Source organism: Bacillus sp. VT 712 (assembly GCF_001614195.1).
GTDB lineage: Bacteria > Bacillota > Bacilli > Bacillales > Bacillaceae_H > Priestia > Priestia flexa.
The window spans coordinates 38,511-55,993 of the sequence record NZ_LWBK01000013.1 but is presented as its reverse complement, the minus strand read 5'-3'; the positions used below and the strand labels follow the sequence as shown (position 1 = coordinate 55,993).

The following is a 17,483-nucleotide window of genomic DNA, read 5'->3' as shown; positions in this document are numbered from 1 at the left end:
AAAGGCACCTTAATAAAAAAACCTGTGATTGTAATGGAAGATGCGCCACTCCCGCAGGACTAGCGAGACAGGCGAGATCCCGCAGTTTACGAGGAGGCTCGGCGCTCGCCCTGCGGAAAGGGGGCAATCTGGAATGGAAATCACACTACGTAAAAACAGTGCTTTTAAAATTCAAACAAGAGAGTAAACTCATCAAAGGTTGTGCCTATTCGAAAGCCTCCTGCCAGGCAGAGAGCGCATTTTGTAATGACCTTATTCAAAGCTGAAAGATAATATTTATAAAAGTCAGACAAATCAAAACGTAAGATAAAAATTTTGGTAGAATAAAAGAGGAGTGCAAATAGAAGAAGGATGTCAAAATAGAATGAAAAAAACAATTTCCATTTCGTTAGAAACAAAAACAGTTGGCCTTACTGTTGGTTTGGTACTACTTGTGGTTACATTACTTGCTAGTATCTTTTCTTATATGCAAGCAGTGGAGTCAAAAAAGCAAGCAGAACAGTTAGCTTTGCAGGCTGCCAAATCGATTTCCTTTATGCCAGAAGTCAAACAAGCTTTCAATGACAAGAATCCTTCAAAGGTCATTCAGCCTTTAGCAGAGCAAGTACGTGAACAAATTGGTGCTGAAGCCATTATCGTTGAAAACCGAAAAAAAGCCATTTATTCGCCTGACGAAGAGAAAAGAACAGACCGTCAAACCAATGCCAGTTCCAACTATCGTGCGCTTATGTTTGGAGGGTACTATACGCTGGAAGGCATGGGAACTTCGGGTCTATCTATTATGGGGAAAGCTCCGGTGATTAGCGAACAAGGAAAATACCGTGAAATTATTGGTGTCGTTACCGTAGAATTTCTAGAGCGAGACGTTCATGCTCATTTAATTAAGCGCATTCAACAGATTATTTTTTACGCTTTTCTCGTCCTTCTTCTTGGAATCGTTGGGGGAGTCTTACTCGCTAAAAGCATTAAAAAAGATACTCTTGGCTTAGAGCCAAACGAAATCGCTTCTTTGTATCGGGAGCGTAGTGCAATTTTGCGATCGATAAAAGAAGGCATTATCGCCATTGATGCGAAAGGTCGAATTACGATGATGAATACATCAGCGAGGCATATGCTCGGCTTGCAGGATAACTATACCCCAAAGTCAATCATTGAAGTATTCCCTTATACAAACATGATGCGGGTGCTGGTAGATGGTCAAGCGCAAAATGATCAAGAGATTCGCTTTCGTAATAAATTTTTTATTTTAAACTTATTGCCCATTATTGAAAATGACAAAATTGTTGGTGTCGTAGCAAGTTTCCGCGATAAAACAGAGCTGAATCATTTAATCCATACGCTAGGAGAAGTACGGAGATACTCTGAGGACTTACGGGCACAAACACATGAATTCACAAACAAGCTTTATGTGCTATCTGGACTGCTACAGCTAGGAGAGTATGATGAGGCCTTTGAATTTATTCAAAAAGAGTCCAATGCGCACCAAACGCAAAATCGAATTTTATTTCATCAAATTTTGGATGCTAAAGTACAAGCTGTGCTATTAGGTAAGATGGGCAAAGCGTCTGAAAAGAAAGTAGAGTTTACCATTGCAGAGGATAGCTTATTGAAAGAGCTACCTTCGCATATTGATGTCTCACACTTAATCATCATTATTGGAAACCTAATTGATAATGCTTTTGATGCAGTTAGTACGCAAGATGACAAGAAAGTATCGTTTTTTATTACCGATATTGGTCAAGACATCATTATTGAAGTAAGTGATAATGGAAGTGGAATTTCAGAAGAAATAATTGATAAATTGTTTTCAAAAGGATTTTCGACGAAAGGACAAAACCGAGGATATGGGCTTTCAAACGTGAAAGAAATGATCGATGAGCTTCAAGGTTGGATTGACATTCATCCTGAAGAAGAAGGTACCACATTCTCTGTTTATCTACCGAAGCAAAAGTAGACGCAATTGGGATGAGAGAAAATCAAACAAAGGAGAGAGACATCATGTTAAAAGTAGCCATTGCAGAGGATGATTTTCGAATCGCTCAGGTTCAAGAACGATTTTTACAAGAAATAGAGAATGTGAAAGTGGTAGGAAAAGCTTTAAATGCTAAAGAAGCGATAGAGATGCTCGAGCAAGAACCTATCGATTTGCTTATTTTGGATATTTATATGCCTGATGAAATGGGAACGGATTTATTACCACGTATTCGAGAACGATTTCCGGAAGTAGATGTCATTGTGGTGACGGCTGCCACTGAAAGGGATATTTTAGAGCGATGTTTGCGAAATGGTGTTGTTAATTACTTGATTAAGCCTGTAAAAATGGAGTCATTCATTGAAGCAATTGAAGGGTACCAGAAAAAAAGAAGCTTGCTGCAAGCTCGAGATGAAGTGGACCAATCGTTTGTTAATTCGTATTTTGGCTATGATAAGCAGCAGTCGCCAGTGGAAAAAGTCTTACCATCTGGAATTGACGGTATCACGTTAAAGCAGGTGAAAGCTATTTTAAAAGGCCTCACAGAAGGTATTACAATCGAAGAAATGGGCAAAAAGATGGGCGTATCTCGAACGACGGCTCGTCGTTACTTAGAATATTTAGTATCTGTGCAAGAATGTCATGTTCAGTATGATTATGGCATTGTTGGTCGACCAGAGCGAAAGTATCATTTGACATAGGTCAGGATGAATTATATGAAGAAGTGGATTAGTTTAGTAAGCATAATACTTGTGTTAATGAGCTGTAGTAATCATGATCAAAATGTGCACTTTGATCACATAGAATTAGTAGCCCCAGGAGCGGTTGGAGGTGGAGCGGATTTAACCGCTAGGACCATGCAGCACGTGTTACAACAAGAAGTAATGGATGTACCTGTTTCTGTTGTCAATAAAACACAAAGTCAAGGAGAAGAAGCGTGGCGTTATGTACAGCAACTTGAAGGGGGAAACGTCATTTCAGGTAACTCTAGCTTATTGATTACGAATCATTTACTGGGGCAAAGTCAGCTAACGTATAAAAACTTTACGCCTCTTGCGATTTTGGCAACCGAATGGGAAGTCATCGTTGTTCCAGCCTCTTCCTCCATTATGACAATGAAGAGCTTGATGGATGCTTTAAAAGAAAATCATCATCCATTAAAGATTGGATTATCCCCTCGGTTAGGTAATGATGATCATTTGTCGTTTGTGCAAGCAGCGCAAAAAGCAAAAGTTGAAACGTCTCGCTTAGCTTTTTACGTATATGGAAGTAGCCATGGCGTGCTGGACGCGCTCCAAGAGAATGAAGTTCAAGTAGCTCCTATGTCGTTATCAGAAGCGAAGGATGCGTATGAGCGAGGGGATGTTCGGATTTTGGGCGTTTCAGCTCCGCGGCGCTTAGCAGAATTTAATGACGTTCCAACGTGGAAAGAAGAAGGAATTGACGTTGTTTTTAGCCATTGGAGAGGATTAATGGGTCCACCAAATATGACGCAAGAAGAAATTGATTACTGGAATCAAGCCATATACAAAATGGTCAATACGAAGGCGTGGAAACAGCTTTTAAAAGAAAATGATTTTTATCCTTTTTATAAAAACAGCAGCGGTGCCTCTGTGTTTTTGGAAAGACAAAGTAAGCTATATGAAGAATTAATGAGCGGCAAGTAAAAAAGCTATATGACTTCATATAGCTTCTTACTTGTTTAATGAATATCATGCAAATCAATCTCTTCAATAAACTCAATGAATGCTTTTACAATTTTAATTTCAAGTGACTCCTCATGAAAGTACATCCACGTTTTTCGAAGTAAAGCAGTCCCATCTTCGTTTTGCATCGGAATGACGTGAAGCCCTTCAACATCTTCAACTAGCATGTGGGGAAGCATTGCGTAACCAAGGTCGTTTTCTACCATCTTTTTACATGTATCTGCTTTATCTACGTGAATGCTGACGCTTGGAGGCTGATTGAAATTTTCGCTCCACCAATGGTCGACAGCTGTTTTCAAAAAGCGGTCTTGATGATAATCAATGCGAGGTAGACGCGGAAGATCGTTTAGCTCGATCGGTGTCTTTGAAGCAATACACACCGTTTCTTCAAAGATAAGCCGCTTTTCGTTGCGCCAGTTATAATCACCTTTTACAAAAGCAATATGAACATCTTGGTGATGCAGGAGGTTTACAACGTCGCTGCTCCAGCCGGTTGTTACTTTAAATTCAACATCCGGATACTTATCTTTAAACAAACGCAAGAGTCCGGGTAATTTATAATCTGTGAAGAAATTCGAGACGCCAAGCCTTAGTGTGCCTGTTAATTTATCGCCCATATTTAAGACGTGGTCTTTTATGTGCTGGAGATGCGCAATCATTTTATCAGCAGATTTTGCTAAATATTCTCCTTGAGGTGTAAAGTGGATACCTCTGCGCCCACGGTTAACAATCTGTACACCAAATTCTTTTTCCATCTGTTGCAGGCGGTTCGTCAGGGCTGGTTGTGAGATATAAAGTAGTTTTGCAGCTTTTGTGATGTTTTTCTCTTGGTATAAAAGCTGTAAAATGAGCCAATCGCGATCGTCCATGTCTTCCTCCTTTATTCAGGCATTAATTTTTTTTATCTTTCTACATACAAATCCGATATTTCAATTATCTCTAAAAGTATACTATAGTTTAGATAGATAGAAAACGTAAAGTTTATGCGTAAGAGCAAGGGGACTTAAACCGCTTGTTTTGTTTTTTAACTGACAAAGTAATCGTAGCAAAAATAGAAAGAAGGATTTGAAATGAAAGCAACATTATCTTTTTCATCTACGCTTTTATTGATTATACTAAGCGCTTTAGGCGGGCTGTTATTGTCTTCATTAGGAATGTCAATCGGCTGGATGATTGGAACACTTATTGTGGCAACAACTTTAGCAATTACTCGTCCTCAATTTTTGAAGGTTCCTTCGAATTCTAAAGGAATGCCAAAGGTTTGGCTGTATATCGGTCAGCTTATTCTAGCAATTGAGCTGGGGCAACAAATTAATCTAACGGTTGTCAGCACATTTGTAGATAATTGGCTTCCTGTATCTATCATTTTATTAATCTCTATTTTATTTTCATTAGGCTCTGGGTTTATTCTTTTTAAATTCACCTCAAATGATTTGTTAACAAGCTTGTTCAGTACAGCTCCTGGTGGACTAAGTGCCATGCCAGGGATTGCAGAAGAGGTGGGAGCAAACACTGCAACGGTAAGCGTTGTTCAAATTATGCGCGTATTCCTTGTTGTGCTTACGGTTCCACTTCTGGTTTCATCGTTAGGAGAACAAGCAACAGTAGCAGCACCCTCTAAGGCAGCTTTTTCTTTTAGTTTAGAGTCAGTATCATGGACATTTGTATTAGTCTTTGCAGCATTTATTGGATACCTAATTGGCAAGCGTTTCAAATTTCCGGCTCCGTGGCTTGTTGGAGGGATGCTGACGGTAGGCATCATGCAAGTAGCAGGCTCAGCGATTGCAGGCTATAACTTAACAGCGTGGTGGCCACATCTTGTCTTAATTATTGCGCAAGTAATCATTGCGACAAGCATTGGTTCACGTTTTCACGCTGATATGTTTCAGGGTATGAAGCGAACGATTGGAGTGGCTTTTATTAGCACAATTGTGTTAATTGGTACGATGTTTCTATGTGCATATATCGTATCTGAGGTTGGAGGCATACCATTTATTACAACAGCACTTGCTTTTGCTCCAGGAGGAGTTGCGGAGATGGCGACCACTTCTGTTGTACTAGGAGCAGATGCACCGTTTGTTGTAGCTGTTCAAGTATTTCGTATTTTAATTGTTTCGCTGCTATTACCACCAATCTTTAGATGGTTCTATCAGGTTGGGGAGCAGAAAGTTCATGCTCATGCTAAGGTTCAAGAAAGGTAATAGCTGACTTATGAAGAGAGGTAGTGGTGGGAAATGAATCATGAAAAAGAGCTAGTGGTGAGTCAATTTGGCAGCAATGCTAAAAACTATGTGAAAAGCAAAGGCCATTCCAAAGGAGCTGATTTAGCTTTCTTAACAGAAGTAGCGGCTGATTATGCCGGAGAAAAAGCCTTGGATATCGCAACGGGTGGAGGCCACGTAGCTAATAAGCTTGCCGGTTTATTTGGTGAGGTAGTAGCTTTTGATCTTACTCCACAAATGCTCCTTTATGCAGAAGAATTTATCAAAAGTAACGGTCATGAGAACGTATCGTTTGTCCAGGGTGAAGCAGAGAAACTACCGTTTTTAGATGAAGCGTTTAATCTCGTAACGTGCCGAATCGCTCCTCATCACTTTACCGATGTGCAAAGCTTTGTTAACGAATCAGCTCGGGTATTAAAGAAAGACGGAGCGTTTATAGTCGTGGATAACGTGGCGCCAGAAAGCGACGCATATGATACTTTTTATAACGAAGTGGAAAAGAAGCGAGATCCTAGCCATAAGCGTGCTTATAAAAAGACAGAGTGGTTTAAAATGTTAGAGGGAGCGGGCTTCACAATTGAGCTAATGACGCGCTTTCCAAAAACATTTCTGTTTGATGATTGGTGTGAAATGATGAAAGTACCGCTAAACGATAAGCAAGAGCTCATAGAAAAGATGCTGCGTGCTTCAAGTGAACTGAAAACGTTCTTTCATATTCAAACAGACGGTAAAAGCATTCAATCGTTTCAAGCAGAATCCGTTTTAATTGTTGCGAAAAAATAAGAGAAGCCGTGCTCCTGTGAGAGCGTGGCTTGTTGTTTCAACACCAGCTCCAAGTAAGAGCATGGTTGTTTGAACAATTTCTTCGTCTGTGAAACCTTCTCCATCTATATTGACTTGAATTAAATCCGAAATAATGTCATCTGCAAGATTTGAACGTTTTTGAACGACAAGTGGATAGAGATATTCAAAATATTCTTTAGCTGCCTGTTGTTTTTCTTGTTCGAGTTCATGAAGGAGCTCTTTATCGTAAGGTTGAAATAATACGTCTATCCAATGTTTGAACTGGTGACGGTCTTCAATCGGTACGCCGAATAAATCTGCAATCACGTAGCTAGGTAAAGGCGATGCAAAAACTTCGACAATATCTACAGTTGTATTCACTTCGATGTCTTTGACAAGATTAGCAGCAATTTGACGAATGCGTGGCTCCCAGTTCTTTAAGCTACGTGGTGTAAAAGCAGCAGAAAGTAAAGAGCGTGCTTTACGGTGATCAGGTGGATCTAACAGCGTTAGTTTGGTATCTCAGTTACCGGAATTACTTCTTGTTTCATTGTTCGTTCCTCCTTCTATAGAGATGGAAAAGAGTAAATGCTCTCTAAACTTTTTGTGCATACAGTTCGATAAAATGAACCTATAGTTCAAAATGTACCTTAATTATATAGGGGGTATTGTTTGCTCATCAACTGAAATAGAAAAGTTGAGCGTAAAGAAATGAAAAAATGCAAATGATATCCATATGTCGATGTGCTAGCTGAAATATACATTTGTAGCCCTACTCATAAGAACGTGATAGGATATTAACTAGAATTGAGATATAAAGGCGGTATGAAAGATGATTAAAGCAATTGTGTTTGACTTTGATGGATTAATTGTAGATACAGAATCAGTTTGGTATGAAGTATACTGCGATATGCTAGAACCTCGTGGCGTACATTTGAAAATTGAAGAGTTTGCGTCTTATATAGGAACGGATACTAAAGCGCTTTACGACTTTTTATATGAGCAGTTTGGTCGTGAATTAACGAAGGAAGAAATTGCAAAAGAGTCATTAAAGCGTCACCGAGAAAAAATGAAGCAGCTTGCAGCTCGTGAAGGCGTTCTTGAGTATTTAAAAGAAGCGAAAGAATTAGGACTGAAAATTGGTTTAGCTAGCAGTTCAGACCGTGCATGGGTTACGTCGTTTTTAAAGGAATTAGATCTCCTTGGTCATTTCGAAGTGATGCAAACGCGTGGCGACGTGGAAAAAGTTAAGCCAGATCCAGCTCTTTATAAGCAAACAGTTGAAAAGCTAGGCGTAAAACCTTCTGAAGCCATTGCTTTTGAAGACTCAGCCAACGGTGCAAAAGCTGCGATTGCTGCGGGTTTACAATGTGTAATTGTGCCGAATCGTCTCTCTGCACATTTGACGTTTGAAACGTATCACTTACGCATTGCCTCTATGAAAGAGAAGTCGTTGCAAGAAGTAATTGAACAGGTAAGTCATTAAAAAAGTGAAGCTAGCATTAGCTCCACTTTCTATGGTTCTAAGTGTATTTTTGGGAACGGAATACGAGGCGGTTGTATTACTGTCCAACTTGTCAAAAGAAGTAAGTATAGAAAAGGAGGGATTCTAAGCTGAATAGCTCGTCCCTAGTCTTCTATACTTGGTAGGCATCCGATAGAATTAAACATAACGCTATTGTGGCTTTGAAGGTCAAATTAGAATTCTGCAAATTGTATTGAACTATATAAGGTAGTGTGGTACAACTAATAGAGGTAATAATCAGATAGTTTTACAAAAAAATAGTCATTATCAAACCACTAGGGGTGCTTTTCAAAGCTGAGAGAGACGCTTGTCTTAACCCTTATAACCTGAACTAGGTAATACTAGCGTAGGAAAGAGGTATTGTGTGCTACATCTATGACTTTTACGTGATGTAAGAGGGATACATGTGTATATTCAAGCGCTTCTTTTCTATGAAAAGAAGCGCTTTTTTATGTGGTTTAGAAGGAGGGAATTGGTATGAATATTACGGATGTAGTAAAGCAAGTAGATGACAAACGAGATGAGCTTATTGAACTTTTGACCAAGCTCATATCTTACAAAACACCAGCACCACCTGCACGTAATACAAAAGAAGCGCAGAGCTATATTGCGCGGCTGTTGGAAAGCTATGGTTTTGAAACAGATATGTGGGACGTGTATCCAAATGATCCTAACGTTGTTGGAACATTAAAGGGAACAAATCGAAGTGGGTACCAGAGCTTGATTATTAATGGACATATTGATGTTGCAGCTGTTAACGAAGACGAAGGATGGGATGCTGATCCGTTTCAAGCGAGGTGCGGTGAAGAATTTATTACGGGGAGAGGCGCTGCCGATATGAAAGGCGGACTCGCTGGTGCGCTGTTTGCTATTAAGCTTCTACGTGAAGCTGGAGTGGAGTTTCCTGGTGATTTAGTGTTTCAGTCAGTTATCGGTGAAGAGGTTGGAGAGGCAGGTACCCTTGAATGCTGCAAGCGAGGATATAGCGCAGACTTTGCGGTTGTGGTTGATACAAGTGATTTGCAAATCCAAGGTCAAGGTGGAGTCATTACCGGGTGGATAACTGTGAAAAGTAAGCAAACATATCATGATGCCACAAGAAGACAAATGATTCATGCCGGCGGCGGTTTGTTGGGAGCCAGTGCAATTGAAAAAATGATGAAATTAATTGGTGCACTACAAGAGTTAGAGCGCCACTGGGCTGTTGTCAAAAGCTACCCTGGCTTTCCGCCTGGAACAAATACAATAAATCCAGCGGTTATTGAAGGTGGTCGCCACGCAGCGTTTATCGCAGATGAGTGCAGGCTGTGGGTGACCGTTCATTATTATCCAAATGAATCGTATGAAGAAGTAGCGAAAGAAGTAGAAGACCATCTGTTACAGGTTGCAAAAGCAGATCGGTGGCTAAGAGAAAATCTCCCAACGTTTAAGTGGGGAGGAACATCAATGATTGAAGATAGAGGTGAAATTTTCCCTGCATTTGAAGTAGATAGAAATCACCCAGCAGTTCACTCGTTAGTCAGTGCTCATAGAGAAGTGACAATGAAAGAAGCGAAAGTCAACGTTTCTCCAACGGTTACGGACGGTGGCTGGCTAGCTGATGCAGGTATAGCTACAGTTATTTATGGCCCAGGCGAATTAACGGAAGCACACGCTGTTAATGAAAAGCTGTCCGTTGATCAATTACTCGATTACACGAAAGTGATGGTTCAGTTTATTTATGAGTGGCTACATACAAAAAAGGAGAGTGCCTAATGAGATTCAGTGAACGTTTATATGAAAAAGTAAAGCCTATTTGGAAGCAAACGCATGAGCATCCCTTTGTAAAGGGGATGGGAGAAGGGACGTTAGAGCAAGAGAAGTTTCGCTTTTATATGGTACAAGATTACGTGTATTTAATTGATTATGCAAAGCTATTTGCACTTGGAGCAGTAAAAGCAACAGATGTTCAAACGATGGGGAAATTTGCAGCGTTATTACATTCAACGATCAACGAAGAGATGGAGCTACATAGACAATATGCAAAACGTTTTTTAATTACTCCTGAAGAACTAGAAACAGCAGAGCCCGCGCCAACAACGCTTGCTTACACGCACTATATGCTTCACGTTTCTCAAAACGGAACGCTAGCTGAGCTTGTTGCCGCACTGCTCCCGTGCATGTGGAGCTATTGGGAAATTGGCAAAGAGCTTTCCACTCAGCCTGGAGCAGCTCATGAGCTTTATAGTGAGTGGATTCACATGTACAGCTCAGCTGAATTTGGTGAGCTTGCGACTTGGTGCATCGATCTAATGGATCAGCTAGCAGAAGGAAAATCAGAAGCAGAGCTTAACAAGCTAGAAGAAATCTTTATTAATACGACGCGCTTTGAATACTTATTCTGGGATATGGCTTATGAAAAAGCGATGTGGCCTGTTCATGTATAAAAAAGCTTTGGAGTTTGAAAAGGTGACTTTCTCATATGAAGAAAGCAAAGGAGCAATCTTAGAATCTCTTAATTTTGATATTAAAGAAGGAGAGTTTGTCAGCATTGTTGGTGCAAGCGGTTCAGGAAAGAGCACGCTTTTTCGACTCATTACCGGGTTAGAGATAGAGCAGACGGGAAGGATTTTAATTAATGGTCAGCAGCATCATAGTAGATTGGGTCATGTGGGATACATGCCCCAAGAAGATCTTCTTTTACCTTGGAGGACGATTCTAGATAACGCTGCTTTACCTTTAGAGTTAAAAGGAGTAGCGAAGGGAAAAGCATATACACAAGTAAAAGAGCTGCTAAGTGAATTTGGGTTAGAAGGGTATGAACATCGATTTCCTGCCAATTTATCAGGAGGAATGAAGCAGCGGGTTTCGTTTCTTCGTAGCGTGCTAAGCGGGTCAAACGTACTTTTGCTAGATGAACCGTTTAGTGCCTTGGATGCCATTACTCGTCTATCCATGCAGGAGTGGCTGCTTGAACAGTGGCAAAAGCGTAAGCAAACCATTTTGTTTATCACCCATGATGTACAGGAAGCGCTGTTTTTATCAGATCGAATCTTTATCTTTGATAAGCAGCCTTTAAAGGAATTTCAGCAGGTCAAGGTACCTCTTGAAAGGCCAAGGTCTCTGCAGGATATAGATCGACCAGAGATTGTAAAGCTAAAGCATCAATTGATGGAAGAGCTCAGAATGAAGGTGGATGCATGAAGAAGGTAAAAGAGTGGAGTTCATCTATTATTTTAACGCTCATGTTGCTGCTTATTTGGCAGGTTATCGCTTATGTTGTGGCGATGCCCTTTATTTTACCATCTCCAGTTGAGGTGTGCGTGAGAATATGGGAGCTAAAAGATGTGCTGTTCATTGAACATTTACCTTCAACGCTACGGATTATTTTAATAGGTTTAGCCATTTCAATTGTTGTAGGCGTGGTGGTTGCGATTTGGATGAATAACAACAAAACCATTGAGCGGGCTATCTATCCTATGTTAGTAGCTTCGCAAACCATTCCAATCATAGCGCTAGCGCCTATTTTTGTACTTTGGTTTGGCTATTCAATCTGGAGCAAAGTAGTTGTAACGGTCTTAATTACGTTTTTCCCCATTACCGTTAACACGTTTGATGGTCTTCGCTCAACGAGACGTGAACACGTTGAACTTTTAAAAACGATGGGAGCGACTAAACGAGATCTTTTTATGAAGCTAAGTGTTCCAGCCGCTTTACCTCATTTTTATTCAGGTTTAAAAGTAGCGGTAACCTTAAGCGTTATTGGCGCTGCGATCGGTGAATGGCTCGGTGCACAAGCCGGTTTAGGTTATTTCAGTCGACGGATGATGACACAGTTTGATGGGGCTGGTGTATTCGCTCCAATCGTTGTGTTATCCCTTATCGGCATCATCTCTTTTATTGGCATTACATGGATTGAACGTAAATCACTGAAGTGGAGGAAATTTAAATGAAAAAATGGCTAGTTAGTTTATCACTGCTGCTTTTAGTAGTAGTAACGGCAGCTTGTGGGAAAGACGCTACAAGCTCATCAATTAATAAAAAAGATTTAAAGGAAGTAACGGTGATGCTCGATTGGTATCCAAACGCTGTACATAGCTTTTTATACGTAGCACAAGAAAAAGGTTATTTTGAAGAAGAAGGTGTAAAGGTAGATATTCAATATCCTGCCAACCCAACCGACCCGTTAAATCTAGCGGCTACGGGTAAAGTCACGTTAGGTTTTTACTATCAGCCAGATGTCGTAATGGCAAGAGCCAACGAAAACGTTCCGGTGAAGTCAGTAGGAGCTATTGTCCGTTCTCCGTTAAATCACGTTGTGTTTTTAGACGAAAGTCCTGTTAAACGCCCAAAAGATTTAGAAGGCAAGACGGTAGGCTATACGGGAATTCCTTTAAATGAAGCTCTGCTGAAAAAGATGATCAAAACGGACGGAGGGAATCCGGACAAGGTAAAAATGGCTGACGTAGGCTTTGAATTAGGGTCTTCAGTTGTAACCAAAAAAGTCGACGCGGTAATCGGGGCTTATATTAACCATGAAGTTCCTGTTTTAAAAGACAAAGGATATGATACACGCTATTTTAATCCAACCGATTATGGTGTTCCCAATTATTACGAGCTAGTAGCCGTAACAAGTGATCATACATGGGAAAAAGATGAAGAATCAATTCGTGCTTTTTGGAAAGCGGCAACAAAGGGCTATGAATTCATGAATGAACATCCGGATGAAGCTCTTGATATTCTATTAAGCAATCAAGACAAAGCGAATTTTCCACTAGTGGAAGGAGTAGAAAAACAAAGTTTGGATATCTTACTTCCAAAGATGGAGTCAGCTAAAGGCTTTGGAAGTCAGACAAATAAGTCTTGGGAAGAAACAGCGAAGTGGTTAAAGGATTCTAGTTTAATTAAAAAAGAACCCAAGCCAGAGGATATGTTTATAGATTTGACAAACTAATAAAAAAGAGACTGAGACATAAGTAGTTCAGTCCTTACTATACCTGAACGATTGAGAGTTCATAACTTTTAATCGTTCAGGTTTTTTTGGTTGATTGTGAAAATAATGTTGGAAACAGGGTGGAATGGAGCGTAGGTCACTCGACTCCTGCGGGAAAGCGAGTGGCCGTAGCGCAATGGAACGAACGTGTTGATACAAACCAAAGAGATGGGAACAGCTAGTGTTCGTCTTTTAGAAGCCATCATTTTGTTATGTCCCAAACTCTTTTTCGTTTTTTTATGTTCTAACTGGGAATAAAATAATGGTGCCTAACAAAAAATATATAGAAATTCGTTTTCTATATTAAATAAGAAGAAAAAAATTAATAAATTGTAATTGACCTACTGTTTGTGAATATGATAACATTAATCAGAACTTAATGACTGTATTTGTTTTTTAGTCAAATAGTCAATTTAACTGAAAAGCTATTGGGGGATTTAACGATGAATATGCTGAAGGGAGAATGGAAATCCATTATTTCAAAGCCGATGAATATCTTAATTATTGTGGGCTTATTATTCGTTCCGTTCTTATATAATGTGATTTTTTTATCAGCTTATTGGGATCCATATGGAAAAACAGATCAAATTCCTGTAGCCGTTGTCAATGAAGACAAAGGCGCTACTCTAGATGGGAAAGAACTTCACGTCGGTGATGATTTTGTTGAAAATTTAAAGGATAACGATACGTTTGACTGGCGTTTTACGAATAAAGAAGAAGCGCTAGAAGGCTTAAAGAATGAAAAGTATTATCTCGTCCTAGAACTGCCAAGTAATTTCTCTGAAAACGCAACAACTTTAATGGACGAAGATCCAAAGAAAATGAAGTTTGTCTACCATACGAACGCTGGTAAAAACTATTCCGGTGCACAGATTGGTTCAAACGCAGTAACAAAAATCAATGAACAAATAAAAGAGGAAGTAACGAAGCAGTACGCGGAAACTGTATTTGATAGCTTCAAAGAAGTGGCGGATGGTCTTCAAGAAGCAAGCGACGGTGCTGGAAAAATTGAAGATGGTTCCAAAACGCTTCGCGATAATTTGAAAAAATTAGCAGAAAGTACAGTTGCGTTTGAAGATGGCGTGGAAAAATTAGCAGATGGAATTAGTGATGCGAATAAAGGTGCAACAGATCTGCATAGCGCAACCGTCAAGCTTTTAGAGGGCGCAACACAAATTAATGAGAAGCAAGGAGAGTTAGCAAAAGGAATTGGAACAGCCGCCGATGGAGCAAAGAAACTACAAGAAGGCTCTGATCAATTATATACGGCGTCTAAGCAATTAGAAACAGGTGCAGGAACTTTGCAAGAAAAGTTAGGTGAACTGCAAACTGGGACGAAAGAGTTAGAAGGGAAGCTTCCTGAGTTCGTATCAGGACTGAATGAAGCTAATACCAAAGTCAATGAAGTAGCCAATGAAATTGCGGTTAAGCAAAAAGAAGCCGCAGCTCTTAAAGAGAAAATTGATTCTGTTCGTCAATCATTTGATACGAAAAAGCAGCAGCTTATTACTTCAATTAATGAAAATGAATCGATTCCAGATGACCAAAAACAAAAATTAATTGCTGATATTAACGAGTTGTCTAACCAGCAGTTTATGGAGCAGCAGCAAGAGCAGATTAAAGAATTGAAAGCAAAAGTTGATCAGGTTCAAGTATTGGCAAATGGTTTACAAGAGCTTTCAAAAGGTGGTCAGGACATTCAAAGTGCTATCGGTAAAATTTCTGACGGACAGTCACAGATTTACGATGGGGCAGCTAAATTAGCAGCTAGCGAGAAAACGTTCAATGAAAAGTTTGGAACTTTTAACGAAAAGTTCACAACGTTTAATAGTGGTATGGAAACCATTAATAGTGGAGCTAACAAGCTTGTTGACGCAACGGGTGACCTAAAAGAAGGAATCCAAAAAACGGAAACAGGAAGCGGCAAGTTAGCAGATGGTTTAGATGAACTGAATAAAGGTGGACAGAAGCTTGTAAATGGTTCGAAAGATTTACAAGATGGTTCGAATAAGCTTTATGATGGGTCATCCGATTTAGCAGACGGTACAAGTGAGCTTCATTCTTCTCTACAAGAAGGAGCAAATGATGCCAAAGAAGTGAATCCAAACGATAAAACGTACAGCATGTTTGCTAGTCCAACTGACTTGCAAGCTGACAAACAGAACAATGTAGATAAGTACGGAGTGGGCTTAACACCATACATTCTATGTATTGGATTATTCGCAGGAGCGCTTATGTTCTCTTCTGTTTACTCATTAAAAGATCCAGCGATTACACCAACGTCTGGCTTTGCTTGGTTCTTAAGTAAGTTTAGCGTAATTGGGTTTATGGCAATTTTCCAATCGATTCTTGTAGCAACAGCACTGCTGTGGGGACTTGATTTACATGTGACAAGCGTGTGGAGATTTTATGTGTTCACCATTATTACAGGCTTAACGTTCTTTACGCTGGTGTTATTCTTAACAACAGCTTTAGGTAAAGTAGGGCAGTTCTTAACGTTTATTGTGCTTCTCCTTCAAATCGGAGGAAGCTCTGGAACGTTCCCAAAAGCGCTAGTGCCAGAATTTTTCCAAGTAATTAATCCGTTCTTACCGATGACGTATGCGATTCGCGGATTCCGTGAAATTATTTCGGTTGGTAATGACTATGGGTTTGCTTGGAGTCAAGCGGGCGTGCTAGGAATATTTGCGCTGGTGTTTATTATCTTAACAATTATTATCTTCAGCTTGAATGCACGAAAATTTCGCAAAGTAAATGAAGATGAAGAAGCAACAGCTTAATGAAAGAAGCTTAGCCTAATGGCTAAGCTTCTTTTCATGTTCTTTATACAAATTCACGGCGTTTGGATCTTTCTCAATGCGTGCATTTCCCCATGAGCACATCAAATCTAACACTTCTCGAAGGGTCTCTCCTTCATCCGTTAGCGAATACTCGACTTTAGGTGGAATCTCATCATATAAAGTACGTTTAATAATGCCGTCATGTTCTAACTCTCTAAGCTGCTGGGAGAGCATTTTTTTTGTGATATTTGGAATGATGCGCTGTAGCTCGCTGAATCGAAGTGTTTGTTCTTTTAAGTGACAAAGAATTACAACCTTCCATTTGCCACCGATTACTTCAAGCGTGGCTTCGACAGGAATATTGTATTTTGTGGTTTTCAACTTTATCTCTCCTTATGTAACGTAATAGAAGCATACTAGTTGGACAATCTATTGAATGAATTCGTCAATAGGGTTACGAGTTGGTAACCTGGTTACACGAAAGTGCCGTCTAGTCATGAATAGGTGGTTCCATTATACTGAAACCAATCTTAAATATGAAGGAGGAAACAAAAATGAATCAACCATATCCACGTTCATTTTCACATATCGGGCTTTCTGTTCCTAATTTGGACGAAGCCGTTAAATTTTATAAGGAAGTACTAGGATGGTACGTCATTATGGAGCCATCTGAAATTGTAGAAGATGACAGTGCAATTGGACAAATGTGTACGGATGTTTTTGGATCAGGCTGGGGGAAGTTTCGTATTGCACACTTAGCAACAGGAGATAAAATCGGTGTAGAAATCTTTGAGTTTCTTCAAAATGAAACGCCTGAAAATAACTTTGAATTTTGGAAAACTGGTATTTTCCACTTCTGCGTTCAAGACCCTGATATTGAAGGACTTGCAGAAAAAATTGTTGCTCATGGTGGAAAGCAGCGTATGCCAATTCGTGAGTATTATCCAAACGAGAAGCCTTACAAAATGGTGTACTGTGAAGATCCATTCGGCAATTTAATCGAAATCTATACGCATAGTTATGAGCTAACGTATTCAGACGGAGCTTACTAAGATAAAAGCTTTATTGTTAGAGGGAAAAGGGAAATGGGAACAAATGCAGGTTGGAAACAGTAAAAAATCTGTGCCTGGTGAAGGAGAAGTGCTTGTGCAAGTGCATGCTACGGCGCTAAACCCTGTTGATTATAAGACTGCAACGGGTGGAAATCCAAGCTGGTCATATCCTCATATTTTAGGATTAGACGTAGCTGGTGTTGTTGAAGAAGTAGGTGCGAACGTAACCAATATTCAAGTGAGTGACCGCGTTGTGTATCACGGAGATCTAACGAAAAAAGGCGGTTTTGCTGAGTATACTGTCACAACAGCTCATACGGTATCTGTTATCCCAGAAGGCGTATCATTTGAAGCGGCAGCAGCCGCTACCTTGTGCTGTCTACACTGCATACCAAGCGCTATTCTCTAAGCTTCATATTGAGGAAGGTCAGTTCATTTTAATTCATGCCGGAGCAGGTGGAGTAGGGGGGT

The 17,483-nt window shown here is 40.0% G+C and carries 16 protein-coding genes, 1 pseudogene and 1 riboswitch; of the genes and pseudogenes, 14 read left to right on the top strand and 3 right to left on the bottom strand.

Annotated features, from left to right (window positions below; translation table 11 throughout):
- The first annotated feature begins 364 nt into the window (after nt 1–364).
- The 3 genes from A2U94_RS08295 to A2U94_RS08285 are packed head-to-tail and all read left to right on the top strand — an operon-like array spanning nt 365 to nt 3,639.
- Complete coding sequence (locus tag A2U94_RS08295; RefSeq protein WP_025910358.1) at nt 365–1,954, top strand: ATP-binding protein; 1,590 nt, start codon at nt 365–367, stop codon at nt 1,952–1,954.
- A 44-nt stretch (nt 1,955–1,998) separates the two neighbouring features.
- Entirely contained in the window at nt 1,999–2,673 is a 675-nt protein-coding gene (locus A2U94_RS08290; protein ID WP_025910359.1) for a response regulator, read from the top strand.
- 15 nt (nt 2,674–2,688) lie between these two features.
- Nucleotides 2,689–3,639, top strand: coding sequence for a tripartite tricarboxylate transporter substrate binding protein (locus A2U94_RS08285; RefSeq protein ID WP_035320925.1), 951 nt, complete (start codon nt 2,689–2,691; stop codon nt 3,637–3,639).
- A 35-nt stretch (nt 3,640–3,674) separates the two neighbouring features.
- Here the strand turns inward: A2U94_RS08285 and A2U94_RS08280 are convergent, their stop codons facing one another.
- The gene (locus tag A2U94_RS08280) at nt 3,675–4,547 is read right to left on the bottom strand and encodes a LysR family transcriptional regulator (RefSeq protein WP_062954508.1); all 873 of its coding nucleotides are present in this window, start codon (nt 4,545–4,547) and stop codon (nt 3,675–3,677) included.
- A 201-nt stretch (nt 4,548–4,748) separates the two neighbouring features.
- Here A2U94_RS08280 and A2U94_RS08275 point away from each other — a divergent pair, with 201 nt between their 5' ends.
- Together A2U94_RS08275 and A2U94_RS08270 are read left to right on the top strand one after the other, a co-directional pair.
- The gene (locus A2U94_RS08275; RefSeq protein WP_025910362.1) at nt 4,749–5,879 is read left to right on the top strand and encodes an AbrB family transcriptional regulator; all 1,131 of its coding nucleotides are present in this window, start codon (nt 4,749–4,751) and stop codon (nt 5,877–5,879) included.
- Between the two features lie 33 nt (nt 5,880–5,912).
- Complete coding sequence (locus A2U94_RS08270; protein ID WP_025910363.1) at nt 5,913–6,683, top strand: class I SAM-dependent methyltransferase; 771 nt, start codon at nt 5,913–5,915, stop codon at nt 6,681–6,683.
- A gap of 18 nt (nt 6,684–6,701) precedes the next feature.
- On the opposite strand, the pseudogene A2U94_RS08265 reads toward A2U94_RS08270, so the two are convergent.
- Nucleotides 6,702–7,202, bottom strand: a pseudogene (locus A2U94_RS08265) (cytochrome P450); the annotation flags it as partial.
- A gap of 313 nt (nt 7,203–7,515) precedes the next feature.
- Here A2U94_RS08265 and A2U94_RS08260 point away from each other — a divergent pair.
- The 7 genes from A2U94_RS08260 (at nt 7,516) to A2U94_RS08230 (ending at nt 15,960) form a co-directional block, all read left to right on the top strand.
- A complete protein-coding gene (locus A2U94_RS08260; protein ID WP_035320926.1) occupies nt 7,516–8,169 on the top strand; it encodes an HAD family hydrolase in 654 nt (217 codons plus the stop codon).
- A 306-nt stretch (nt 8,170–8,475) separates the two neighbouring features.
- Nucleotides 8,476–8,578: riboswitch (TPP riboswitch) on the top strand.
- Nucleotides 8,579–8,685: 107 nt separating this feature from the next.
- Complete coding sequence (locus tag A2U94_RS08255; protein WP_025910366.1) at nt 8,686–9,963, top strand: acetylornithine deacetylase; 1,278 nt, start codon at nt 8,686–8,688, stop codon at nt 9,961–9,963.
- Complete coding sequence (gene tenA, locus A2U94_RS08250; RefSeq protein WP_025910367.1) at nt 9,963–10,634, top strand: thiaminase II; 672 nt, start codon at nt 9,963–9,965, stop codon at nt 10,632–10,634. Before A2U94_RS08255 ends, tenA begins: the two co-directional genes overlap by 1 nt.
- Nucleotides 10,627–11,391: an ABC transporter ATP-binding protein gene (locus A2U94_RS08245; protein ID WP_025910368.1), complete on the top strand. Its 765-nt coding sequence runs from the start codon at nt 10,627–10,629 to the stop codon at nt 11,389–11,391. Before tenA ends, A2U94_RS08245 begins: the two co-directional genes overlap by 8 nt.
- Entirely contained in the window at nt 11,388–12,140 is a 753-nt protein-coding gene (locus A2U94_RS08240) for an ABC transporter permease (RefSeq protein WP_025910369.1), read from the top strand. Before A2U94_RS08245 ends, A2U94_RS08240 begins: the two co-directional genes overlap by 4 nt.
- Nucleotides 12,137–13,141 (top strand): ABC transporter substrate-binding protein, encoded by a 1,005-nt coding sequence (locus tag A2U94_RS08235; protein WP_025910370.1) that lies wholly within the window; start codon nt 12,137–12,139, stop codon nt 13,139–13,141. Before A2U94_RS08240 ends, A2U94_RS08235 begins: the two co-directional genes overlap by 4 nt.
- Nucleotides 13,142–13,623: 482 nt before the next feature.
- On the top strand, nt 13,624–15,960 hold the full coding sequence (locus tag A2U94_RS08230) for a YhgE/Pip domain-containing protein (RefSeq protein WP_025910371.1): 2,337 nt from the start codon (nt 13,624–13,626) through the stop codon (nt 15,958–15,960).
- Between the two features lie 15 nt (nt 15,961–15,975).
- Here the strand turns inward: A2U94_RS08230 and A2U94_RS08225 are convergent, their stop codons facing one another.
- Nucleotides 15,976–16,341 (bottom strand): winged helix-turn-helix transcriptional regulator, encoded by a 366-nt coding sequence (locus tag A2U94_RS08225; protein ID WP_025910372.1) that lies wholly within the window; start codon nt 16,339–16,341, stop codon nt 15,976–15,978.
- 173 nt (nt 16,342–16,514) lie between these two features.
- On the opposite strand from A2U94_RS08225, the gene A2U94_RS08220 reads away from it, so the two are divergent.
- Together A2U94_RS08220 and A2U94_RS21800 are read left to right on the top strand one after the other, a co-directional pair.
- Nucleotides 16,515–17,012: a lactoylglutathione lyase family protein gene (locus tag A2U94_RS08220; protein WP_025910373.1), complete on the top strand. Its 498-nt coding sequence runs from the start codon at nt 16,515–16,517 to the stop codon at nt 17,010–17,012.
- A gap of 13 nt (nt 17,013–17,025) precedes the next feature.
- Nucleotides 17,026–17,421: an alcohol dehydrogenase catalytic domain-containing protein gene (locus tag A2U94_RS21800; RefSeq protein ID WP_231882740.1), complete on the top strand. Its 396-nt coding sequence runs from the start codon at nt 17,026–17,028 to the stop codon at nt 17,419–17,421.
- The last annotated feature ends 62 nt before the right edge of the window (nt 17,422–17,483 follow it).